A 22479-nucleotide genomic window follows, 5' to 3' on the forward strand; every position below is an offset into this window, starting at 1 on the left:
AGAACACGAACGCAGCGAACGCCACGCCCGACACGGAGGTCGAGCGGCGCATCGACGACGATGAGGAGAGCTCGTGCAGTTCCACCACCACGGTTACGTCTCCGGCGACCCGCGGGTGCTGCCGCCCGCCGGCACGGGCGTGGACCGGCCCGACGAGCTGCCCGACGAGGTCGACGTCCTCGTCGTCGGGTCGGGGCCGGCGGGCATGCTGCTCGCCGCGCAGATGTCGCGGTACCCCGGCGTCACGACCCGCCTCATCGAGAAGCGTGAGGGGCGGCTGGTGCTCGGTCAGGCCGACGGCATCCAGCCGCGCAGCGTCGAGACGTTCGACGCGTTCGGCTTCGCGGAGCGGATCGTCGCCGAGGCCTACAACATCGGCTGGATGAACTTCTGGGGCCCGGACCCGGAGAACCCCCGGAACATCGTGCGCACCTCGCGCACCGAGGACTACGGCCTCAAGATCAGCGAGTACCCGCACCTCATCGTCAACCAGGCGCGCGTGCTCGACTACTTCGCCGAGGCCGCCGCGCTGGGCCCCGCCCGCATCGTGCCCGACTACGGCGTCGAGTTCGTCGGCCTCACCGTGCACGACGGCGACGAGTACCCCGTCGAGGTGCGCGTCCGGCACGTGGGCGGCGAGCGCGCGGGGGAGGAGCGGACCGTCCGCGCCAGGTACGTCGCCGGCTGCGACGGCGCCCGCAGCGCGGTGCGCGAGGCGATCGGCCGCAGGCACGTCGGCGAGTTCGCGGCGCACGCCTGGGGCGTGATGGACGTGCTCGTCAACACGGACTTCCCCGACTGGCGCACCAAGTGCGCGATCAACTCGGAGGCCGGGAACATCCTGCTCATCCCGCGCGAGGGCGGATACCTCTGCCGCGTGTACGTGGACCTCGGCGAGGTCGCCGCGGACGACCACCACCGGGTGCGCAGCACGCCGGTCGAGGAGATCGTCCGTCGCGCCAACGAGATCCTCACGCCCTACGCCCTCGACGTGAAGGAGGTGGCCTGGCACAGCGTGTACGAGGTCGGCCACCGTGTCACGGACAAGTTCGACGACGTGCCCGACGGCGAGGAGCACCGCATCCCGCGCGTCTTCCTCACCGGCGACGCCTGCCACACCCACAGCGCCAAGGCCGGGCAGGGGATGAACGTGTCGATGCAGGACGGGTTCAACCTGGGCTGGAAGCTCGGGTCCGTGCTCACCGGCCTCAGCCCCGAGTCGCTCCTCGCCACCTACTCGGCCGAGCGGCAGCCCGTCGCGCAGCAGCTCATCGACTTCGACCGGGAGTGGTCGAGCCTCATGGCCCGCAAGCCCGAGGAGATCTCCGACCCGCAGGAGCTGGCCCACCACTACCTCGCGACGTCGGAGTTCCCCTCCGGCTTCATGACGCAGTACGGGCCGTCGTCGATCGTGGCGGGCGGCGCCCGGCAGGAGCTGGCCACCGGGTTCCCGCTCGGCAAGCGGTTCAAGTCCGCCGAGGTGACGCGGGTGTGCGACGGCAACGCCGTGCACCTCGGCCACCACGCCAAGGCCGACGGCCGGTGGCGGGTCTACGCGTTCGCCGACGCGGCCGCGCCGGGCGAGGGCTCCGCGCTGGCCGCGTGGGCGGCCTGGATGGCGTCCTCCGAGTCACCCGCCTCCCGGTTCACGCCCGAGGGGGCCGACGTCGACGCCGTCCTCGACGTGAAGGTCGTCTACCAGCAGGGCTTCCAGGACGTCGACCTCGCCGCCGTGCCCGGCGTGTTCCTCCCGCGGACCGGCCCGCTGGGCCTCACGGACTGGGAGAAGGTGTACGCCGCCGGGCCCACCGTGTGGACCGCGGACGACATCTTCGCGGAGCGCGGGCTGTCCCGCGACGGCGTGGTCGTCGTCGTGCGCCCCGACCAGTACGTGGCGCACGTGCTGCCCCTCGACGCCACCGACGAGCTGGCCGAGTTCTTCGCCGGGGTGTTCGTGGGCCGTTGACGACCAGCCGGCCTTGCGCCGGTTGGTACCGTCCGAGCCATGCTCGTCCGCCATCGTGGTGCCACGCCCACCGTCGACCCGTCGGCGTACGTCGCGCCGACGGCGGTGCTGATCGGCGACGTGCACGTCGCCGCCGGCGCGCGGGTGCTGCACGGCGCCGTCCTGACCGCGGAGGACGGCGCCGTCGTCGTCGGCCGCGACACCGTGGTGATGGAGCAGGCGCTCGTGCGCGGCCGCCGCGGCCACGACGCGCGGCTGGGGGACGCCGTGCTGGTGGGTCCGCACGCCCACGTGAACGGCAGCACGGTCGAGGACGAGGCGTTCGTCGCGACCGGGGCGGCGCTGTTCCCCGGCAGCCGGATCGGGGCCGGCGCCGAGGTGCGCATCCACGGGGTGGTGCAGGTCAACACCGTGCTCCCGCCCGGTGCGCTCGTCCCGATCGGCTGGGTCGCCGTGGGCGACCCGGCCCGGATCCTGCCGCCCGGGAGCCACGACGAGATCTGGGCCGTGCAGCGCGAGCTCGACTTCCCGGGGACGGTCTACGGGACGGCGCGGGACACGCCGATGCGCGAGACGATGCGGCGCCAGTCCGAGTTCTACGGCGCGCACCGCGACGACGAGGTGCTGCCGGAGTGACGCACCGGAACCACCCCGCGACCGCCTGATCCCGGGCCGCCGTCACGGCAGGACGACAGGGTCGTGCGGGCGGGCGAGACACGTCCGCACGCGCGACGACGCGGCGTCGTGCCGATACTGGTGGGCGACCCAGGAAGCGCCCAGCGGCCGAGGAGGCCCCGCGATGGCAGACCTGATGATCGACTACATCACCTCCCTCGACGGATTCGGGTCCGCCGACGGGTGGCCCGGCCTGTGGGGGATGGGCGGTCCGGACTACTTCGCGTTCCTCGAGGAGGACGGCCGGCAGGAGTACACGACGCTGCTGGGCGCCACGACCTACCGGCTGTTCGCGAGCTTCGCCGAGACCGGCGAGGAGGAGCTGGCCGAGGTCACCGCGCGCCCGAAGGTCGTGTTCTCTAGCACCCTCACCGAGCCGCTGGGGTGGGCGAACACGACGCTGGTCGCCGGCGACGCCGTCGAGGCGGTGCGCGCCATGAAGCAGGACGACGTCCCCCTGCGGACGATCGGCAGCCCCGGCCTCGCCCGCTCGCTGCTCGTCGCGGGACTCGTCGACCGCGTCCGCGTCGTGGTGTTCCCCGTCGTCAACGGCACCACCGGCCACGACCGCCTGTACGACGGCTGGCCCGACGTCCGGCTGGAGCTGCTCGACAGCCGCACCCTCGACGGTCGGCTGCAGCTCCTCGAGTACGCGCCGACCGTGCTGGACGGGCCGCCCGGCGTGGGCTGAGACGCTCGCCGGCGGTGCCGGTGCCCTCTCAGCGGGTGCGGTTCACCCGCAGGATCTCCTCCTGGTACGGCGCGACGACGGTGGGCGACACGCGGCAGTCGAGCATGAGGAACCGGCGCTGGTCGACGGGCTCGAGCGCCCAGGTGCCGAGGCGGTCGAGGTCGGCGAGCCGGCGCACGACGACGCCCTCCGCGCCGACGGCGGCGGCCAGCGCGGCGAAGTCGGTCTCGGGGATGCGCATGGGCTCCTCGGCGAGGCCCTGGCGGCCGTAGACGTGCACCTCGGCGCCGTAGACGGCGTCGTTCCACACGACGGCGACGCCGCGGCCGCCGGCGGTGCGCACCGCGGTCTCGAGGTCGGCCAGGGCCATGAGCCCGCCGCCGTCGCCGGTGGTGAGCACGACGGTGGCGTCGGGCTGGGCGGCGGCGGCGCCCGCGACGCTGGGGAAGCCGAGCCCGATGGACTGGAAGGCGGTGCCGACCATCATCATCCGGTCGGGCGACGCCACGGGCCAGTACATGTTGGCCCAGCCGATGAAGTGGCCGCCGTCGGAGACGACCACCCGGTCGGCGGGGAGCAGCGCGCCGACGCGGCTCGCGACGCCGCGGGGGTCGAGCCGCCCGTCGGCGGCGAGGCCGTCCGCGGGCCCGGTGTCGTAGGTGCGGGCGGCGGCGACGCCCACGGAGTCGCGCCAGCCCGACGGGGCGGCGTCGAGGGCGCGCAGCTCGTCGAGCAGCGCGCGGGTCACGAGCGCGGCGTCCCCGCGGACGAACGAGCCCACGTGGCGGTGCGTGGCGGCCTGCGCCGTGTCGACCTGGACCACGCGGGTGCCGGGGGAGAAGAGCTCGCCGAACCGCATCGTGAACTGGTTGAGCGACGCGCCCACGACGACGGCGACGTCCGCCTCGCGGACCAGGGCCATCGCGCCGTCGGCGCCGAACCCGCCGGCGACGCCGAGGTCGTACCGCGCGTCGGGGAAGACGCCGCGGCCCAGCGCCGTCGTGGCGGTCAGGGCCCCGGTCGCGGCGGCGAGCTCGCCCAGGGCCTCGCCCGCGCCGGCGAGCCAGGCGCCGCGGCCCGCGAGGAGCAGCGGGCGCTCGGCCTGGGCGAGGGCGTGCGCGAGGTCGGTGATCGCGGCGGCGTCGAACGGGCCGGCGGGTGCGAGCGGGCCGGGGAGGGCGGGCTCGGGCGCGTCGGGGACCGGGCCCGCCTCGAGCGCGGCGACGTCGTAGGGGATGGCCAGCACGACGGGCACGCGGTAGGTGAGCGAGTGCTCGACCGCGATGACGGTGGTCGCGGCGGCGTCCGCGCGCCCGACGGTATAGGTGCGCGCGCCGACGGCGGCGGCCAGCGCGATCTGGTCCACGTCCCACGGGCGCGGTCCCGACGTCGGCTCGTCGCCCGCGAGCAGGACGAGCGGCACGCGGGCCTGCGCCGCCTCGGCCAGCGCGGTGAGGGTGTTGGTGAAGCCCGCGCCGTACGTGACGGTCGCGGCGGCGATGCGGCCGGACGCGCGGAAGTAGGCGTCGGCGGCGACGACTCCGCCGGCCTCGTGGCGGACGGCGGTGAACCGGGCGGGCGTGGTGCGCTCGACGTCGTCGAGGAACCAGGCGTTGCCGTTGCCCATCACGCCGAAGACGTGGTCGACGTGCTGGGCGAGGGTGCGGGCGACGTGGGCGGACACGGTGGGCACGGGGGCCTCCAGGGAACAGTGACGGATGTGGCGTGCGTCCGTATGTGTCCCGTGCGGTCCCGACGCCGGGTCCGACGTGCTGGCCGTGCAGCGGTGACTGCCGGTGACCGGGCTGCCGTGCGCCCCTTTTTCGAGCGCAAGGCGGCGCAGGTCCGCCTCGACGCCGCGAGTATATCCACGGGACCGGCGCGATCTCTGCCGGGGTCTTGTGGGCGCCCACCGTCAGGCGTAACTTACCGTAAGTGGCTACTGACGTATCCGGGTTCGCCGCGCTGGCGGACCCCACGCGGCGCGAGATCTTCGAGCGCGTCGCGGCGCGGCCGTCGTCGGTCGGGGAGCTGGCCGCCGGGCTGCCCGTGAGCCGCCCGGCCGTCTCGCAGCACCTCCGCGTGCTCAAGGACGCCCGGCTGGTCGCCGACGAGGCCGTCGGCACCCGCCGCGTCTACCGCGCCGACCCCGCGGGGCTCGCGATGCTCCGCGAGTACCTGGAGCTGTTCTGGCGGCGCTCGCTCGCCACGCTTGCCTCCGTCGCAGAGGAGACCTCCCATGACCACGCCGACCCGACCTGACCCGACCCGATCCGGCACCGAGGCCTCCCCGGTCTCCGTCGCCGTGGACGTCGCGGCACCGGTCGAGCACGTCTTCGACGTGTTCACGCGTCGGACGTCGACCTGGTGGGACGCCGCCCACCACCTGCTCGACGGCACCGTCGCCATGGACGTCGAGCTCCGGCCCGGCGGCTCGATCACCGAGGTCGACGCCGCGGGGAACCGCTGCACGATCGGCCGCGTGCTCGTCGTCGAGCGGCCGGCGCGGTTCGCCTTCACGTGGGACGTGTCCCCGCGCTGGGAGGTCGAGACCGACCCCGCACGGTGCAGCGAGGTGCACGTCGCGTTCACGGCGCTCGACGACGGACGCACCCGCGTCGTCCTCGAGCACCGCCACCTCGAACGCCACGGCGGCGGCTGGGAGGGGATGCGGGACGCCGTCGGCGGCGCCGACGGCTGGGCCGTCGACGTGCGACGCCTGGCGGAGGTCGCGGGCGCCTGACGGCTACCGGTCGAGGAACAGCTCGACCACCGGCACGGCGACGTCCGGCCGCGCGGTGGGCAGGTGCAGCGTCAGGGTGCCGGGCGGCTGCCCGCCGGGGATCGTGTTGAACGCCTTCTGGTCCGGGTCGGTGCGGCTGGTGCGCAGCTCGGAGCCGTCGTGCAGCAGCTGGGCGTAGCCCACCCGGTCGGCGAGGTCGCGCAGGTGGACGTGACCGAAGGGCCACGCGAACAGGTGCAGGTACAGGCGGTCGTCGCGCTGCGTGAGCACGACGCCGGGCGGCAGCCCCGGCGCGACGGCGGCGGCGAGCTCGGGGTCGGCGGGGCCGGCACCCGTGATCGACCGGCCGTGCAGCCGCGTCCACGCACCGAGCGCGGCGAGGGTGGCGGCGTCACGCGGGGGGATCGCGCCGCGCCCGTCCGGGCCGACGTTCAGCAGCAGGTTGCCGCCCTTGGACACGGTGTCCACGAGCATGCGCACCAGCAGGTCCGGGTCCTTGAACTTCGTGTTGTCGCGGTCGTAGCCCCAGCTGCCGTTGAGGGTCTGGCAGGCCTCCCAGACGACGAGCTCGCCGCCGTCGTCGCGCATCGGCTCGGCGGGCTGGTACTGCTCGGGCGTGACGAGGTCGCCGGGGATGCCGAGGCGGTCGTTCACCACCGCCTGCGGCTGGAGCTCGCGGACCATGGCGAGCAGGCCCTCGGCGTCCCAGTCCTCGGGGCGCTTGCCCGGCCAGCCGCGCCGGTCGCGGGTGTCGGTGAAGTCGAAGAAGACGTAGTCCACCGGGCCGTAGCCGGTGAGCAGCTCGCGCACCTGGGCGTGCAGGTACTCGCGGTAGCGGGCCATGTCGCGGCCCTCGTTGAGCGCGTGGGCGTCGGGGTCGTCGCGGCGCGGGTGGTCGGCGTCGACGGTGTAGTCGGGGTGGTGCCAGTCGAGGAGCGAGTGGTACAGCCCGAGCCGCAGCCCCTCGGCGCGCACGGCCTCGGCCAGCTCCGCCACGAGGTCGCGCCCGCGGGTGCGGGCGATGCTGTAGTCGCTGACCGCGGAGTCCCACAGGGCGAAGCCGTCGTGGTGCTTGGTGGTCAGCACCACGTACTTCATGCCGGCGTCCTTGGCGGCGCGGACGAGGGCGCGCGCGTCGAACAGGTCCGGGTCGAACACCTCGGCGTAGCGTGCGTACTGCTCGACGGTCATGCGCTCGAAGCTCATCACCCACTCGTGCCGGGCGGCCGCGGAGTAGAGGCCGAAGTGCACGAAGAGGCCGAAGCGGGCCTCAGTGAACCACGCCTGCTCGGGGCGCAGGGGCGGGGCGGCCGTGGTCATGCGGATCACTCCTCGTCGAGCGGGCGGGTCCGGCTCGGAGCCGGTCGAACAGCGCGCGCAGAGATATGACGTCTGTGCGGTGCGATCCGAGGATACTCGCCGATGCCGGGGCTGGCGCAAGCGGTCTGGACGCCTATACATTGGATGAATCAGTCTGCAGGCCGAGGGAGTCCGGATGTCCGACGTCGTCGTCGACGCGCACCACCACCTGTGGGTCCGCGCGCGGCACCCGCAGGACTGGATCGACCCCGCGACCATGGCCGCCATCGACGCCGACTTCACCCCGGCCGACCTGCCCGCCGCCGCCCACGGCGTCGACGCCACCGTCGTCGTGCAGAGCGTGAGCACCTGGGCCGAGACCGAGGACCTGCTCGACATCGCCGCCTCGCCCGAGGGGCGCGCGGCACGCATCGCGGGGGTCGTCGGCTGGGCCGACCTGTTCGACCCGGCGCTCGAGGACCGCCTCGCCGCGCTGCGCGACGGGCCGGGCGGCGACCGGCTCGCGGGGATCCGCACGATGGTGCAGGCCGAGGCCGACCCCGACTACCTGGACCGCCCCGACGTGCACGCCGGCATCGCCGTCGTCGGCGCCGCGGGCCTGCCGTTCGACCTCGTGGTCCGCGCGGACCAGCTCGCGTCGTGCGCCCGCCTCGCCGCGGCGCTCCCTGACACCCGGTTCGTGCTCGACCACCTGGCCAAGCCGCCCCTCGGTGCCGGCAACCCCGGCGCGGGCGACCTGAGCGCCTGGCGCCGCGACCTGGCGGCGCTCGCGGCCCGCCCGAACGTCGTCGCGAAGCTGTCCGGGCTGGTCACCGAGGCGCGCTGGGACTCGTGGACCACCGCGGACCTGCGCCCCGCCGCCGACCACGCGCTCGACGTCTTCGGCCCCGACCGCCTCCTGCTCGGCAGCGACTGGCCGGTCTGCCTGCTCGCGTCGGGCTACGGGCGCTGGCTCTCCACCGCCGACGAGCTGCTGTCCGGCCTCGCCCCCGACGAGCGCGCTGCCGTGCGCGGCCGCACCGCCGTCGCCACCTACGGCCTCGCGGTCGAGCACGTCACCACCACCCGCACGAAGGAGCACCCGTGAGCACCGCCCCCCTCGAGAACCCGCCGGAGTTCGCCGGCATCCGCGCGATCGTGACCGGCGGCGCGTCGGGCATCGGCGCGTCCGTCGTGCGCGCGCTGCTCGCGCGCGGTGCGCAGGTCGTCGCGATCGACCGCACGCGCGACGGCGTGCCCGACGGCGCGGGCTCCCAGGTCGCCGACGTCACCGACGACCCGGCCGTGCGCGCGGCCGTGGAGGGCGCGGCGGCGGAGATGGGCGGCATCGACGTCGTCGTGAACAACGCGGGCATCGGCGCGCAGGGCACGGTCGCGGACAACGACGACGCCGAGTGGCTGCGGGTGCTCGACGTCAACGTGCTCGGGATCGTGCGTGTGACACGGGCGGCGCTGCCGCACCTGCGGGCGTCGGAGCACGCGGCCGTCGTGAACACCGCGTCGATCGCGTCGTGGTCGGGGCTGCCGCAGCGCGCCCTGTACTCCGCGAGCAAGGGCGCCGTGCAGGCGCTGACCCTCGCCATGGCGGCCGACCACGTGCGCGAGGGCATCCGCGTCACCTGCGTGAACCCCGGCACCGTGGACACCCCGTGGGTGGGCCGCCTGCTCGACTCCGCCCCCGACCCCGCCGCCGAGCGCGCCGCGCTCGCGGCGCGCCAGCCCACCGGGAAGCTGGTGAGCCCGGAGGCCGTGGCGCACGCCGTCTGCTACCTCGCGAGCCCGCTCGCGACCGCCACCACCGGCACCGCGCTCGCCGTCGACGGCGGCATGCACGAGCTGCGGGTGCGCCCGCCGGAGCAGGCATGACCGCGATGCCCTCCCGGGAGGTCCGGGAGACGGGGGTCCGGCTGACCGGCCTCGGCTACGGCGCGGCACAGGCCGGCAACCTCTACCGGCAGACGACGGACGAGGAGACCCGGGCGGCGTTCGACGTCGCGTGGGAGGCCGGCGTGCGGTACTTCGACACGGCGCCGCACTACGGGCTCGGGCTGTCGGAGCGGCGCCTCGGGGCGAGCCTGGCCGGCCGCCCGCGGGACGAGTACGTCGTGTCGACGAAGGCGGGGCGCCTGCTGGTGCCCTCCCCGGAGACGGCGCACCAGAAGGACCCGGACATGTTCGACGTGCCCGCCGCCACGCGGCGGGTCTGGGACTTCTCCCGCGACGGGATCCTGCGGTCGCTCGAGGCCAGCCTGGAGCGCACCGGGCTCGACCGGGTCGACGTCGTGTACCTGCACGACCCGGACGACCACGAGGAGCAGGCGTTCGCCGAGGCGGTCCCCGCGCTGGTGGAGCTGCGCGAGCAGGGCGTCGTCCGCGCGATCGGGGCGGGGATGAACCAGTCGGCGATGCTCGCGCGGTTCGTCGCCGAGGCCGACGTGGACGTCGTGATGTGCGCCGGCCGGTTCACGCTGCTGGAGCAGCCCGCCCTGGCGGACCTGCTGCCGGCGGCCGTCGAGCGCGGCGCGGCCGTCGTCGTCGCCGGCGTCTACAACTCCGGGCTGCTGGCCCGCGCCGTCGTGCCCGACGACGCGACCTACGACTACGCGCCCGCCCCGGCCGCGCTGCTCGACCGCACCCGTCGCATCGCGCAGGTGTGTGCCGACCACGGAGCGACGCTGCCGGAGGCCGCGCTCGCCTACGTGCGCACGCACCCGGCCGTGGCGAGCACCGTCGTCGGGCTGCGCACCGCCGACCAGGTGCGGCAGGCCGTGGACCGGCACGCCGCCGTCGTCCCCACCGACCTGTGGACCGACCTGGTGGGCCAGGGACTGCTCGCCCCCGAGGCCCACCCCGACGCCTTCGCGTGACGCTCCGTCCGCACCGCCGCCCGCATGGCGGGACGGATGTGACCGGGACGCGACACGGGCGCATGATCGAGGCGCCCCCCAGAGAGAACAGAGGACATCGATGCAGCTGCTCCGCCTGGGCCCGGTGGGCCAGGAGATCCCCGCCGTCAGCAACGACGGCGCCACCTACGACCTGCGGCCGCTGACCGCCGACGTCGACGGCGGATTCCTCGCCGCCGACGGCATCGCGCGCACGCGCGCCGCCCTCGCCGCCGGCGAGCTGCCCGTGCTCGACGGCGCGGACGCCCTGCGCGTCGGGGCGCCGATCGCGCGACCCACCGCCGTCGTCTGCGTGGGCCAGAACTACGCCGCCCACGCGCGGGAGTCCGGCGCCGAGCCGCCGCGCCTGCCGATCATCTTCTTCAAGCACCCCAACACGGTGGTCGGCCCCGACGACACGGTGCCGATCCCGCCCGGCTCGGACAAGGTCGACTGGGAGGTCGAGCTCGCGATCGTCGTCGGGAAGCAGGCGAGCTACCTGCCGTCGGCCGACGCGGCGCTCGAGCACGTCGCCGGGTACACCGTGGTGGACGACGTGAGCGAGCGGGCCTGGCAGCTCGACGACTCGCTCGGCCAGTGGTCGAAGGGCAAGTGCGGCCCGGCGTTCCTGCCGACCGGCCCGGCGCTGGTGCCCGCCGACGAGGTGGACACCGCCGACCTGCGGCTGCGGTCGTTCGTCAACGGCGAGCCCCGGCAGGACTCGTCGACGACGGACATGATCTTCGGCGTCGCCGAGATCGTGCACCACCTGTCGCAGTACATGACCCTCGAGCCGGGCGACCTGATCTGCACCGGCACCCCCGAGGGCGTCGCGCTGTCCGGCCGGTTCCCGTACCTGGCCGACGGCGACGTCGTCGAGGTCGAGATCGACGGCGTCGGCCGGCAGCGGCACGCCTTCGCCGACGCCCAGGTCCCGGCGCGGGTCTGACGTCGTGCTGCGCTACGAGCTGTTGCACCCGGGCCTCGTCGCGGCGCTCGCCGCGGCGGGGCACGGGTCGCGGGTGCTGCTCGCCGACGCGAACTACCCGCACTCCACGGGCGCCCGCCCCGGCGCGGCGCGCGTCCACCTCAACCTGCGGCCGGGCCTGCTGACCGTGGACCAGGTGCTCGAGGTGCTGCTCGACGCCGTGCCCGTCGAGTCCGCCGCCGTCATGGTGCCCGGTGGCGTGGCGGGCGACGTCGTCGCCGCGGGGGAGGAGATCCCCGCGCACACCGGCTACCGGGCGATGCTCGGGGCCGACGTCGGCTGGGACGAGCTGGACCGCTTCGCGTTCTACGACGCCGCGCGGTCCGACGACGTCGCCCTGCTGGTCGCCACCGGCGACCAGCGCGTCTACGCCAACCTGCTGCTCACGATCGGGGTCCGGTCCCCGTCCGCGTAGCGTCGTCGAGGGGCTCCGCCGGGTCGGCGTCGACGAAGTCGACCAGCATGTCGAAGCTCATCATCTCGAAGATGTCGCGGACCAGCTGCGGAGCGCCGACCACCCGCGGGTGCGGACCGTTCTCGCACGCGAGGACCACGAGGCGCACGCCGGACGAGTCGATGAACGTCACCCTGCGCATGTCGAGGGTCTTGCGACCCTCGCCCGCAGCCTCCAGCGTGGCGTAGACCTCGTGGGCGACGGCGACGTCGATCTCGCCCCACATCTCCCACCGAAGTCCGTCGTCGCTCAGATTGATGCCACCGTGGGCGGCCATGTTCCGTTCCTCTCACGCGCGTCGCCTGCTGGTGACCGGTGGCTTGATCGCAGGCGACGTCCAGTCTAGGTGCGGCCGCCGGGGCCCCTGTCCCGCGGGGTCAGTCCTCGGTGGCCTCCGGGCCGGGCAGGGTCTCCTCGACGTCGAGGAGGTGCGCGGCCATGCGCACGCGCGCGGCCTCGGCGTCGCCGGCGGCCAGGGCGCGCCAGACGGCCTCGTGGTCGCGCTGGGTGCGGGCCTCGGCGCCCTCCTCGTGCAGGCCTCGCCAGAGTCGTTCGCGCGCGGTGCGGCCGGCGATCGCCTCGACGAGGGCGGTGATCACGGGGTTGCCGCCCTGGTCGGCGACGATCCGGTGGAACGCGGTGTCGGCCTCGATGAAGGCGGGGTGGTCGACGTCGTCCTGAGCAAGGGTGCGCGCCGCCCGGTCGAGGACGGCGCGGGCCTCCTCCAGCGCCTCGGGCGTGATGCGGTGCGCGGCCAGGCCGGCGGCCTCCGTCTCGAGCACGCGGCGGACGGCGTGGAACGGGCGGGCGCTGGTGTCGCCGTGCAGGTCCACGACGAACTGCAGCGACGACATGAGCCGGGCGGGGTCGAGGCTGGTGACGTACGTGCCGTCACCCTGGCGGGTGTCGAGGACGCCGAGCACGGTGAGGGCGCGCACCCCCTCGCGCAGGGAGCCGCGGGAGACGCCCAGCCGATCGGCGAGGTCCTTCTCCACGGGGAGCCGGTCGCCGGGGCCGAGCTCCCCGCCGGTGATCATGCGGCGGACGCCGTCGACGACCTCATCGGTGCGGGACATGTCGTGGATTATGGCCCAGTTCGCGCCCGGCTGCACCGATTCCTCCGATGAATCCGGGGGTGTGCCTCCTGCGTGGCCCCGCCGTGGTCCGTAGCCTGGCGCGATGGTGGACCTCACGCTCGACCGGCTGCTCGACCTGGAGCGACAGGGGTGGGACGCGCTGTGCCGGAGCGCCGGGGGCGCGTTCTACGGCGACCTCATGACGCCCGCGGCGCTCATGGTGCTCGTGGACGGCTCGGTGCTCGACCGCGACGCCGTCGTCGCGTCGCTCGACGGCGCGCCGCCGTGGGACTCCTACGACCTGCGCGACGTGCGCCGCGTCGGCCTCGACGGCGGCGCCGCGCTCGTCTACCGCGCGCGGGCCGTGCGCGGCGACGACCCGCCGTTCGTCGCGCTCATGGCCAGCACGTACGTCGTCGTCGACGGCGAGCCGCGCCTGGCCCTCTACCAGCAGACAGCGCTGTGAGCGGGCGTGCGGCCCTGCCTCCGCCGGGAGACAGGGCCGCACGCCCGCTCACACGCTCGGGTGCAGCCGTCAGGCGGGGACGATGAGCCCGGCGGTCTGGGTGCGGGCGCGCTGCAGGCGCGCGGCGACGTCCTGCCAGTTCGCGATGTTCCACACGGCCTTGACGTAGTCGGCCTTGACGTTGAGGTAGTCCAGGTAGAAGGCGTGCTCCCACATGTCCAGCATGAACAGCGGGGTGATGCCGACGGGGACGTTGGCCTGCTGGTCGAAGAGCTGGAAGATCGCGAGGCGCTGGCCGATGGAGTCCCAGCCGAGCACGGCCCAGCCGGAGCCCTGGATGCCGGTGGCGACGGCGGCGAACTGGGCCTGGAACGTCGAGAACGAGCCGAAGGCGTCCTTGACGGCCTCGGCGAGCTCGCCCTCGGGCTGGCCGCCGCCCTCGGGGGAGAGGTTGTTCCAGAAGACGGTGTGGTTGGTGTGGCCGCCGAGGTTGAACGCGAGGTTCTTCTCGTGCAGGTTCACCGCGGCGTTGTCGCCGGACTCGCGGGCCTCGGCGAGCTTGTCCAGGGCGGTGTTGGCGCCGGTGACGTAGGCGGCGTGGTGCTTGTCGTGGTGCAGCTCCATGATCTTGCCGCTGATGTGCGGCTCGAGGGCGCTGTAGTCGTAGGGCAGGTCGGGCAGGGTGTAGACGGGCATCTCGTCCCCTTCGTCGTCGCGGATGTCGTTGCTGGTCACGCTACGACCTGAACCCTTGTTGAGGTCAACGTGTTCCGGGCAACGTGTCCCAGGTCACCACGGTCACGACGTCCACGCAGCGCCGCCGGGGAAGCGGAACTCCGCCACGGACTCCGGGCGCATCTGCGTGGAGTAGCCGGGGGCGGTCGGCACGACGTACGACACGCCCTCGCCGAAGTCCCGCACCAGGCACGGGTCGGTGAAGTGCTCGTGCAGGTGGTCGACGAACTCGGTGATCCGCCCGTCGAGCGACCCGGAGACGGCGACGTAGTCGAGCACCGACACGTGCTGGACCATCTCGCACAGGCCGACGCCGCCGGCGTGGGGGCAGACGGGGACGCCGAACTTCGCGGCGAGCAGCAGCACGGCGACGATCTCGTTGATGCTGGCGAGGCGCCCGGTGTCGAGCTGGCAGTAGTCGGTCGCGCCGGCCTGGAAGAGCTGCTTGAACATCACGCGGTTGTGGCAGTGCTCGCCCGTCGCGACGCGCACGGGGGCGACGCCCTCGCGCACGGCGGCGTGGCCGAGGACGTCGTCGGGCGACGTGGGCTCCTCGATCCACAGCGGGTCGAACCGCTGGAGCGCGCGGACCCACTCGATGGCCTCGGGCACGTCCCACACCTGGTTCGCGTCGATCATCAGCGTGAGGTCCGGCCCGAGCTCCTCGCGCGCGATGCCGAGGCGGCGCACGTCGTCCTCGAGGCGCGCGCCGACCTTGAGCTTCACGTGCCGGTAGCCGGCGTCCACGGCCTCCCGGGTGAGGCGGCGCAGCTTCGCGTCGTCGTAGCCGAGCCAGCCGGCGGACGTCGTGTACGCGGGGTAGCCGCGGCGCTCCAGGTGCGCGATGCGCTCGGCCTTGCCGGGCTCGGCGGCCCGCAGGATCTCCAGGGCCTCGTCGCGGGTAAGCGCGTCGGAGAGGTAGCGCAGGTCGGCGACGTCGACGAGCTGCTCGGGCGTCATGTCCGCGAGCAGCCGCCACACGGGCTTGCCGGCGCGGCGCCCGGCGAGGTCCCAGGCCGCGTTGAGCACGGCGGCCAGCGACAGGTGCACCACGCCCTTCTCCGGCCCGAGCCAGCGCAGCTGGCTGTCGCCGGTGAGGTCGCGGTACGTGGCGCCCAGGTCGCCGGCGACGTCGTCCACGTCGCGCCCGACGAGCTGGTCCGCCTGGTGCCGGGCCGCCAGGGCGACGACGTCCGTGCCGCGCCCGATGGTGAAGGTCAGGCCGTGACCCGCCAGCGGCTCGCCCGCGGCGTCGGTGCCGTCGGTGCGCAGGACGACGTACACGGCTGAGTAGTCGGCGTCCGCGTTCATCGCGTCCGAGCCGTCGGCCGTGCGGGAGGTGGGGAAACGGACGTCGGTGATCTCGACGTCGGTGATGGTGGGCATGCGCACCTCTTCGTGGCGACGGGCAGAAAGATCGGATGACTGAGGCCAACCTAGCCGGAACCCGCCGGGCACGGCAACGAACGGACGGTCGTCCGTGGGCAAGAGATCCGAGGACTGGGGCCTCAGGAGCGCGTCGAGCCTCGCTCGACCAGGCGGACGGGGACGGTCACGTGCTCGTGCGGTCCGTCCCCGCCCGCCATCCGCTGCTCGAGGAGCCGGACGGCGGTGGCCGCCACGACGTCGTAGCCCGGGTCGACCGACGTGATCCCCGGCGGGACGAAGCGCGAGACCCCGAGGTTGTCGAAGCCCACCAGCTGGACCTCGTCGGGTACGCGGACGCCCCGCTCCGCGAGCGCGGCCACGGCGCCGAACGCCACGGTGTCGTTGACGGCGAAGACGGCGTCGAACGGCATGTCGTCGTCGAGCAGCCGGGCGACGGCGTCGTACGCGGCCTCGGAGGTGAAGTCCGGCACGGGCGTGACGAGGCGCTCGTCCGCGACGAGCCCTGCCGCACGGTGCGCCTCGGCCCACCCCGCACGACGGTCCGACTCCATGCCGACCGACGCCTCGACGGAGGCGCCGAGGGCGAGCACCCGCCGCGCCCCGCGCTCGAGCAGGTGCGCCGTCGCCAGCCGGGCGCCCTCGACGTTGGCGAGGCGGACGTGGTCGAACTGCTGGGGCACCTCCCGCTCGCCCAGGAGCACGATCGGGGTGGACGTCGGGACCCGGTCGAGCTCGTCGCTGTGCAGGCCGGCCACCGAGAGGAGGACGCCGTCGTACATCCGCAGCCTCGGCATGCTCAGCGACTCCATCTCGCTGCGGGCGTCCGCGCTGGTGCGCTCGACGACGAGGTGACGGCCGCCGGCCTCGACCAGCGGGGCGATCCGGTCCGCGACCTCGCCGAAGTAGTCGTGGAAGCTGGGCACGATGAGGGCGACCGTGTCCGTGCGGCCGGCGCGCAGGTGCCGGGCGGTGAGGTTCACCTCGTACCCGAGCGACTCGACCGCCGCGAGCACCCGGTCGCGGGTGGGCTCGCCCACGCGCTTGTTGCCCGTGAGCACGTTGGAGACGGTCATCATCGACACCCCCGCCTCCCGCGCGACGTCGCTCATCGTGACCATGCGCCACCTCCCGGGGTGATCCTGCCAGGCCGTGCGCGGCGCCGTCCTGCGGGCCTTGACGACGTGGTCCCGCCGTGCGAGGGTCGGCCCGGATTAACGATAAACCGGGAAGGCCCGACGATGTGCTCCGACGATCCGTACGGCTATCTCCTCGTGCACTTCGTGGAGGACCGGGCGGGCCACGGGGAGCGGATCCACCTCAGCCTCAGCGAGGGCGACGACCCGCTGCGATGGCGTCCGCTCCGTGGCGGCGAGCCGGTCCTCGAGACCGGCGCCGGCACCACCGGCGTCCGCGACCCGCACGTCGTGCGCCGGCCCGACGGCCAGGGCTTCCACCTCGTCGCCACGGACCTGCGGGTGTGGCGTCCCTCCGGCCCGGACTGGGAGGAGTTCGCCCGGCACGGCAGCCGGGACGTCGTCGTCTGGGACTCGCCGGACCTCCTGACGTGGTCGGAGCCGCGCCATGTGACCGTCGCGCCGCCGCACGCGGGCATGGCCTGGGCGCCGGAGGTGTTCCACGACGTGGACACCGGCGTGCTCGTGCTGCACTTCGCGGCGGCGCTCTACGCCCCGGACGACCCGCGGCACGAGGGCCCCTGCGTGCCGCGGATCCTGACCACCACGACCCGTGACCTGCGCACGTTCACCCCCGCCGAGACGTACCTCGAGCTGCCCGGCGGGGTGATCGACATGACGGCGGTGACCGTCGGCGACGAGGTACACCGGTTCGCGAAGCAGGACGACGCGGCGCCCGGGTCGTGGCAGGTGTTCCACCAGGTGGGGTCGTCGTTCTTCAACCCGGCCTTCAGGACGCTCGCGACAGGGCTGGGCCAGGGCTTCGGTCCGGCGGTCGAGGGGCCGCTCGTCTTCCCGACGCACGACGGGAGCCGGTGGTACCTGTGGGTGGACCAGTACGGCCGTCCGCCGCAGGGGTACCGGGCGCTGACCACGACCGACATCTCGTCCGCACGGTGGGAGCCGGTGCCGGACGACGAGCTGCACCTGCCCCCGCACACCAAGCACGGCGCGGTGCTCCCCCTCCAGCGCGGCGAGTGGAAAGGGCTTGCTCGGCTCTGAAAAGGTCTGACGACACACGACGAAGGAGACGTATGACGCGACGAGCGCTCGTGGTGCGCGGCGGATGGGACGGCCATCAGCCCGAGGCGGCCACGGACCTGTTCCTGCCCTTCCTGCGCGAGCAAGGGTTCGAGGTGCGGGTCGAGACGGACAACGAGGTGTACGCCGACGCCGACGCGATGGCGGCGACCGACCTGGTGCTGCAGTGCGTGACGATGTCGCAGATCAGCGGCCCCGCGCTGCAGGGTCTGCGCGCGGCCGTCGAGGCGGGCACCGGCCTGGCGGGGTGGCACGGCGGCATCGCCGACTCCTACCGGAACAGCTCGGACTACCTCCAGCTGGTGGGCGGGCAGTTCGCCACCCACCCGGGCAAGGAGCCGCACCTGCGGCACGGCGACCAGACCGACAACTACCTGCGGCACACGATCGAGCTCACGGACCTGGGCCGGGAGCACGCGATCACCGCGGGCCTGGACGACGTCGAGCTGGAGACCGAGCAGTACTGGGTGCTGCACGACGACCTCATCGACGTCCTCGCCACCACCACGCACCCGGCGCCCGACTGGCACCCGTGGCACCGCCCGGTGACCTCGCCGGCGGTCTGGACGCGGCAGTGGGGCGCGGGGCGCGTGTTCGTCGCGACGCCGGGCCATTCCGCGGACGTGCTCGAGAACCCGACCGTCCGCACCATCGTCGAGAGGGGGCTGCTGTGGGCGAGCAGGTAGGCGTGGGGGCGACGAACGCGCCGCGAGGCGACGACATGGTCGGGATCGGCATCGTCGGGCTGGGCGTCATCTCGCGCCAGTACCTGGACACGCTGGCCGGGCACCCGCGGGCGCGGGTCGTCGCGGTGACGGACCTGGACCGGTCGCGGGCGGAGGCCGTCGCGGCGGAGCTGCCCGGGGCGCGGGTGGCCGCGGACCTGGACGCGCTGGTCGCGGACCCCGACGTGTCGGTCGTCCTGGACCTCACGACGCCCGGCGTGCACGCGCACGTCGCGAAGGCGTGCGCGGCGGCCGGCGTCGACCGCTACGGCGAGAAGCCGCTCGCGGTGGACCTGGCGGCGTCGCGCGAGGTGATGGCCGCGGCGGCGGGCGCGGGCACCCGCGTGGGCTGCGCCCCGGACACCGTGCTCGGCACCGGCGTGCAGACCGCACGTGCCGCCGTCGCGGACGGCCGGATCGGCACGCCGACGGCCGCCGTCGCCACGTGGGTCTCCCCGGGCCACGAGCTCTGGCACCCGAACCCGGACTTCTACTACGCGCCGGGCGGCGGGCCGCTGCTCGACATGGGCCCGTACTACCTCACGAGCCTGGTGCAGATCCTGGGACCGGTCGCGTGGGTGCAGGGCGCGGCCTCGCGGTCGCGGGACGCGCGCACCATCGGCTCCGGCCCGCGGGCGGGGGAGCGCGTGCCGGTCGAGGTGGCGACGCACGTCACCGGCGTGCTCGGCCACGCGAGCGGCGCGCTGTCCACCGTGACCGTGAGCTTCGACGCCGTCGGCTCGCACGCGCGGCCGATCGAGGTGCACGGCACCGCCGGCTCGCTCGTGGTGCCCGACCCCAACCGGTTCGACGGCGACGTCGAGCTGCGGTCGCTCGGCGGCACGGAGTGGGAGGTGCTGCCCCCGAGCGCCGGCTTCGTGGGCGCCGGCCGCGGGGTCGGCCTGCTGGAGATGGTCGGGGCGGCCGGGCTGGACGGCGACGCGTCGGCGTCCCCGCGCGCCGGTGGCGACGTCGGGCTGCACGTCATGGAGGTCATGACGGGACTGCTCGACTCCGCGGACTCGGGCCGTCGGGTCGAGATGACGACCGTGCCCGTGGTGCCGCCGCTCGTGCCGCTCACGTCGGAGGACGCCTGGCACGGCGGACGGGCCGAGGGCGCGGCGTGACCGGTCTCGAGCACCGGCGCACCCGGAGCGCCGTCACGCTGACGGACGGCGACGGTCGGCCCCTGGCCCATGAGGACGTCACGGTGCGCCAGGTGCGCCACGCGTTCGAGTTCGGCTGCGCGGCCTTCGAGGTGGCGGACGCGGACGCCGGCTACCAGGACCTCTGGCTGGGGCTGTTCGACACGGCGACCCTGCCCGTGTACTGGGGGCGCTACGAGCCGCGGCGCGGTGAGACCGCCCTCGCGGACCTCACGGCGGCGGCGCGGTGGTTCGCCGACCAGGGGGTGCGCCTCAAGGGGCACCCCCTGGTGTGGCACACGGTCAAGGCCCCGTGGGTCGACCGCCTGCCGCTGGACGACGCCGAGCGGCTGCTCCGCGAGCGCGTGCGCCGGGAGGTGCGCGACCTCGCCGGCCTGATCGACACGTGGGACGCCATCAACGAGGTGGTGATCATGCCCCGGTTCACGAACGAGCCCGACGGCGTCCCCAACGCGATCAGCAGGCTGTGCGCACGTCTCGGCCGCGTCGAGATGGTGCGGCTGGCGGTCGACGAGGCGCGCAGCCAGGGCACCTCGCCGCGCCTGCTGATCAACGACTTCGACCTGGGGCCGGAGTACGAGCGGCTGATCGAGGAGCTGCTCGAGGCGGGGGTGCGGATCGACGCGATCGGGCTGCAGTCGCACATGCACCAGGGCTTCCGCGGTGCCGACCGGCTCCTGGAGGTGTGCGACCGGTTCGCGCGCTTCGGGCTGCCGCTCCACTGGACCGAGACGACGCTCGTCTCGGGCGACCTCATGCCGGCCGACGTCGAGGACCTCAACGACCACCAGGTCGCCCGGTGGCCGTCGACGCCCGAGGGCGAGGCGCGCCAGGCGGACGACGTGGTGTCGCACTACACGGCGCTCGTGGCCCACCCGGCGGTCGAGTCGATCACGTACTGGGGCCTCGGCGACGCCGGGGCGTGGCTCGGCGCCCCGGCGGGGCTCGTGCGGGCGGACGGCACGCCCAAGCCGGCGTACGACGCGCTGCGGGCCCTGGTGCGCGACGAGTGGTGGACGGGTCCGACGCCGGGTCGCACGGACGCGGACGGGCGGATCGAGGTCGGGGGCTTCGCCGGCAGGTACGAGGCGCGCTGCGGTGCAGCGTCGGCGACGGTCGACCTGGCGGCGGGCGAGCAGGCCGTCGAGCTGCGCCTCCGGCGCTGAACCTCCCGTGAGACGGGGGTTGACGGGCCCGGAGGCGGGCTCTAGTTTAACGCTAAAATTCAGGGCGCACCGGGCAGTCGGACGGTACGTCGGCTCGGGCGACGTGGCCCGGGGATCTCGAAGGGGAGACACATCATGGGTGATCTGACACCGCGGACGCGCCGCCCGTGGCGGGCCGTCCCGGCGGCCGTCGCGGCGTCGTCGCTGCTGCTCCTCGCCGCGTGCAGCGGCGAGGCGGAGGAGGACGGCGCCGGGCTGGACAACACCGAGGGGTCGATGACAGATCTCGCCGCCGACCAGCAGTTCAAGGCGACGGAGCCCCTCGACTTCTCGATCCTGTGGACCGACTGGCCGGAGCTCCCGATCAAGGACTCGTGGCAGCTCTTCGACGAGATCGAGAAGCGGACCAACGTCACGCTCCAGCCGACCAACATCCCGTTCAGCGACGCCACGGAGAAGCGCAGCCTGCTCATCAGCGCCGGCGACGCCCCCCAGATCATCCCGCTCGTCTACACGGGCGAGGACGCCCCCTTCGTCTCGTCGGGCGCGGTGCTCCCGATGAGCGACTACGTCGACCTCATGCCGAACTTCCAGAAGTACGTCGAGGAGTGGGACCTCGGCGACATGATCGACAACCTCCGGCAGGACGACGGGAAGTACTACATGGTCCCGGGTTTGCAGGAGGTGTCCGTCCCGGTGTTCTCGATGATCATCCGCAAGGACGTCTTCGACGAGGTCGGTGCCGAGGTGCCGGAGACCTGGGACGAGCTGCGCGTCGCCCTCGAGAAGATCAAGGCGAAGCACCCCGACTCCAAGCCGCTCGCCGACGGGTTCGAGGGGCAGTCGATGCTCAACTACGCGGCGCACGCCTTCGGCACCGTCGCCGGCTGGGGCTTCGGCAACGGCACGTTCTGGGACGAGGGGGCCGGCGAGTTCACCTACGCCGCCACCTCCGACGGGTACAAGGAGATGGTCGAGTACTTCCACGGGCTCGTCGAGGACGGGCTGCTCGACCCGGAGACCCTGACCACGACCAGCGACGGCAGCGTGAACGAGCTGTCCGAGAAGGTGGCGAGCAGCGCGGTGTTCGCGGCGTCCGGTGCCTCCGGCACGGTGGCGGAGTTCCAGCTCGCCCTCCAGGAGGCCGACCCGGACGCCGAGTTCGAGCTCGTGCAGATCGCCCCGCCCGGCGGGCCTGCGGGCCAGGTCGTGGAGCCCCGCAACTTCTGGCACGGGTTCATGATCAGCGCGGAGGCCAAGGACGACCCGCACTTCGTGGCCCTGGTCCAGTTCCTCGACTGGCTGTACTACAGCCCCGACGCGCGCGAGATGCTGCGCTGGGGCGTCGAGGGCGAGACGTACACGAAGGACGCCGACGGCACGATCACGATCGACCCGGACTACTCGCTCGACGCGTACAACATCAACCCGGACGCCAAGACCGACCTCGCGAAGGACCTCGGCTTCTCCACGTTCCTCGCGGAGTCCACCGAGTCGCGCGCCCTGAAGGAGTCCTACAACTCCGACCAGTTCGTCGAGTACATGGACCGGGTCCTGGAGTCGCGGACCCCGCGGGACCCGTTCCCGCCGGCGCCGCTCGACGACGCCGAGCTGGAGCAGGCGTCCCTGCTCGCCACCCCGCTCAAGGACACCGTGGACACGAACACGCTGAAGTTCATCCTCGGCGACCGTCCGCTGGCGGAGTGGGACGACTACGTCACCGAGCTCGAGGGGCAGAACCTCCAGGGCTACCTGGACCTGATCAACGGCGCGCAGCAGCGCTTCGCCGAGAAGAACTGA

General features: G+C 73.7%; 23 protein-coding genes. 16 read left to right on the forward strand and 7 right to left on the reverse strand.

Annotated elements, in window-relative coordinates; translation table 11 throughout:
* Positions 1-73: 73 nt before the first annotated feature.
* From ACFVS0_RS11700 to ACFVS0_RS11710, 3 genes are all read left to right on the forward strand, one after another.
* Positions 74-1966, forward strand: coding sequence for an FAD-dependent monooxygenase (locus tag ACFVS0_RS11700; protein ID WP_430588061.1), 1893 nt, complete (start codon positions 74-76; stop codon positions 1964-1966).
* Positions 1967-2005: 39 nt separating this feature from the next.
* Entirely contained in the window at positions 2006-2602 is a 597-nt protein-coding gene (locus ACFVS0_RS11705) for a gamma carbonic anhydrase family protein (RefSeq protein WP_430562729.1), read from the forward strand.
* Positions 2603-2765: 163 nt separating this feature from the next.
* Positions 2766-3332, forward strand: a complete 567-nt coding sequence (locus tag ACFVS0_RS11710) for a dihydrofolate reductase family protein (protein ID WP_430588062.1) — start codon at positions 2766-2768, stop codon at positions 3330-3332.
* Positions 3333-3360: 28 nt separating this feature from the next.
* Here the strand turns inward: ACFVS0_RS11710 and ACFVS0_RS11715 are convergent, their stop codons facing one another.
* Entirely contained in the window at positions 3361-5025 is a 1665-nt protein-coding gene (locus tag ACFVS0_RS11715) for a thiamine pyrophosphate-binding protein (RefSeq protein WP_430588063.1), read from the reverse strand.
* A 242-nt stretch (positions 5026-5267) separates the two neighbouring features.
* Here ACFVS0_RS11715 and ACFVS0_RS11720 point away from each other — a divergent pair, with 242 nt between their 5' ends.
* Positions 5268-5594, forward strand: a complete 327-nt coding sequence (locus ACFVS0_RS11720) for an ArsR/SmtB family transcription factor (protein WP_430584747.1) — start codon at positions 5268-5270, stop codon at positions 5592-5594.
* Complete coding sequence (locus ACFVS0_RS11725; protein ID WP_430588064.1) at positions 5572-6075, forward strand: SRPBCC domain-containing protein; 504 nt, start codon at positions 5572-5574, stop codon at positions 6073-6075. Before ACFVS0_RS11720 ends, ACFVS0_RS11725 begins: the two co-directional genes overlap by 23 nt.
* A gap of 3 nt (positions 6076-6078) precedes the next feature.
* Here the strand turns inward: ACFVS0_RS11725 and ACFVS0_RS11730 are convergent, their stop codons facing one another.
* Positions 6079-7395, reverse strand: a complete 1317-nt coding sequence (locus tag ACFVS0_RS11730; RefSeq protein WP_430551600.1) for an alpha-L-fucosidase — start codon at positions 7393-7395, stop codon at positions 6079-6081.
* A 175-nt stretch (positions 7396-7570) separates the two neighbouring features.
* Between ACFVS0_RS11730 and ACFVS0_RS11735 the strand changes: the two genes are divergently transcribed.
* The 5 genes from ACFVS0_RS11735 (at position 7571) to ACFVS0_RS11755 (ending at position 11683) form a co-directional block, all read left to right on the forward strand.
* Positions 7571-8482 carry an amidohydrolase family protein gene (locus ACFVS0_RS11735; protein WP_430588065.1) on the forward strand — a complete coding sequence of 304 codons (912 nt, stop codon included), beginning with the start codon at positions 7571-7573 and terminating at the stop codon, positions 8480-8482.
* The gene (locus tag ACFVS0_RS11740; RefSeq protein ID WP_430562736.1) at positions 8479-9261 is read left to right on the forward strand and encodes an SDR family NAD(P)-dependent oxidoreductase; all 783 of its coding nucleotides are present in this window, start codon (positions 8479-8481) and stop codon (positions 9259-9261) included. The genes ACFVS0_RS11735 and ACFVS0_RS11740 overlap by 4 nt, the downstream gene beginning before the upstream one ends.
* Entirely contained in the window at positions 9258-10262 is a 1005-nt protein-coding gene (locus ACFVS0_RS11745) for an aldo/keto reductase (protein ID WP_430588066.1), read from the forward strand. Before ACFVS0_RS11740 ends, ACFVS0_RS11745 begins: the two co-directional genes overlap by 4 nt.
* A gap of 100 nt (positions 10263-10362) precedes the next feature.
* Positions 10363-11229, forward strand: a complete 867-nt coding sequence (locus ACFVS0_RS11750; protein ID WP_430551604.1) for a fumarylacetoacetate hydrolase family protein — start codon at positions 10363-10365, stop codon at positions 11227-11229.
* Positions 11230-11233: 4 nt separating this feature from the next.
* Positions 11234-11683 (forward strand): RbsD/FucU domain-containing protein, encoded by a 450-nt coding sequence (locus tag ACFVS0_RS11755; RefSeq protein WP_430551605.1) that lies wholly within the window; start codon positions 11234-11236, stop codon positions 11681-11683.
* Here ACFVS0_RS11755 and ACFVS0_RS11760 read toward each other — a convergent pair.
* Positions 11652-11999 (reverse strand): STAS domain-containing protein, encoded by a 348-nt coding sequence (locus ACFVS0_RS11760; RefSeq protein WP_430551606.1) that lies wholly within the window; start codon positions 11997-11999, stop codon positions 11652-11654. The genes ACFVS0_RS11755 and ACFVS0_RS11760 overlap by 32 nt on opposite strands.
* A gap of 100 nt (positions 12000-12099) precedes the next feature.
* A complete protein-coding gene (locus tag ACFVS0_RS11765) occupies positions 12100-12798 on the reverse strand; it encodes a FadR/GntR family transcriptional regulator (RefSeq protein ID WP_430562739.1) in 699 nt (232 codons plus the stop codon).
* A 103-nt stretch (positions 12799-12901) separates the two neighbouring features.
* Between ACFVS0_RS11765 and ACFVS0_RS11770 the strand changes: the two genes are divergently transcribed.
* Positions 12902-13264, forward strand: coding sequence for a DUF4440 domain-containing protein (locus ACFVS0_RS11770; RefSeq protein ID WP_430588067.1), 363 nt, complete (start codon positions 12902-12904; stop codon positions 13262-13264).
* A 69-nt stretch (positions 13265-13333) separates the two neighbouring features.
* Here ACFVS0_RS11770 and ACFVS0_RS11775 read toward each other — a convergent pair whose 3' ends face one another.
* The 3 genes from ACFVS0_RS11775 to ACFVS0_RS11785 form a co-directional block, all read right to left on the reverse strand.
* Positions 13334-13960, reverse strand: a complete 627-nt coding sequence (locus ACFVS0_RS11775; protein WP_430562800.1) for a superoxide dismutase — start codon at positions 13958-13960, stop codon at positions 13334-13336.
* Positions 13961-14062: 102 nt separating this feature from the next.
* Positions 14063-15385, reverse strand: coding sequence for an enolase C-terminal domain-like protein (locus ACFVS0_RS11780; RefSeq protein WP_430562740.1), 1323 nt, complete (start codon positions 15383-15385; stop codon positions 14063-14065).
* 122 nt (positions 15386-15507) lie between these two features.
* Positions 15508-16506, reverse strand: coding sequence for a LacI family DNA-binding transcriptional regulator (locus tag ACFVS0_RS11785; RefSeq protein ID WP_430562741.1), 999 nt, complete (start codon positions 16504-16506; stop codon positions 15508-15510).
* A gap of 120 nt (positions 16507-16626) precedes the next feature.
* On the opposite strand from ACFVS0_RS11785, the gene ACFVS0_RS11790 reads away from it, so the two are divergent.
* From ACFVS0_RS11790 to ACFVS0_RS11810, 5 genes are all read left to right on the forward strand, one after another.
* A complete protein-coding gene (locus ACFVS0_RS11790) occupies positions 16627-17583 on the forward strand; it encodes a glycoside hydrolase family 43 protein (protein WP_430562742.1) in 957 nt (318 codons plus the stop codon).
* Between the two features lie 32 nt (positions 17584-17615).
* Positions 17616-18308, forward strand: coding sequence for a ThuA domain-containing protein (locus tag ACFVS0_RS11795; RefSeq protein ID WP_430588068.1), 693 nt, complete (start codon positions 17616-17618; stop codon positions 18306-18308).
* 35 nt (positions 18309-18343) lie between these two features.
* On the forward strand, positions 18344-19474 hold the full coding sequence (locus tag ACFVS0_RS11800) for a Gfo/Idh/MocA family protein (RefSeq protein WP_430588123.1): 1131 nt from the start codon (positions 18344-18346) through the stop codon (positions 19472-19474).
* Entirely contained in the window at positions 19471-20679 is a 1209-nt protein-coding gene (locus tag ACFVS0_RS11805; RefSeq protein ID WP_430588069.1) for an endo-1,4-beta-xylanase, read from the forward strand. The genes ACFVS0_RS11800 and ACFVS0_RS11805 overlap by 4 nt, the downstream gene beginning before the upstream one ends.
* Before the next feature lie 135 nt (positions 20680-20814).
* Positions 20815-22479, forward strand: a complete 1665-nt coding sequence (locus ACFVS0_RS11810) for an extracellular solute-binding protein (RefSeq protein WP_430562745.1) — start codon at positions 20815-20817, stop codon at positions 22477-22479.

The sequence above is a fragment of the Isoptericola sp. NPDC058082 genome, from assembly GCF_042885055.1.
In the GTDB taxonomy this organism is placed as follows: Bacteria; Actinomycetota; Actinomycetes; order Actinomycetales; family Cellulomonadaceae; genus Isoptericola.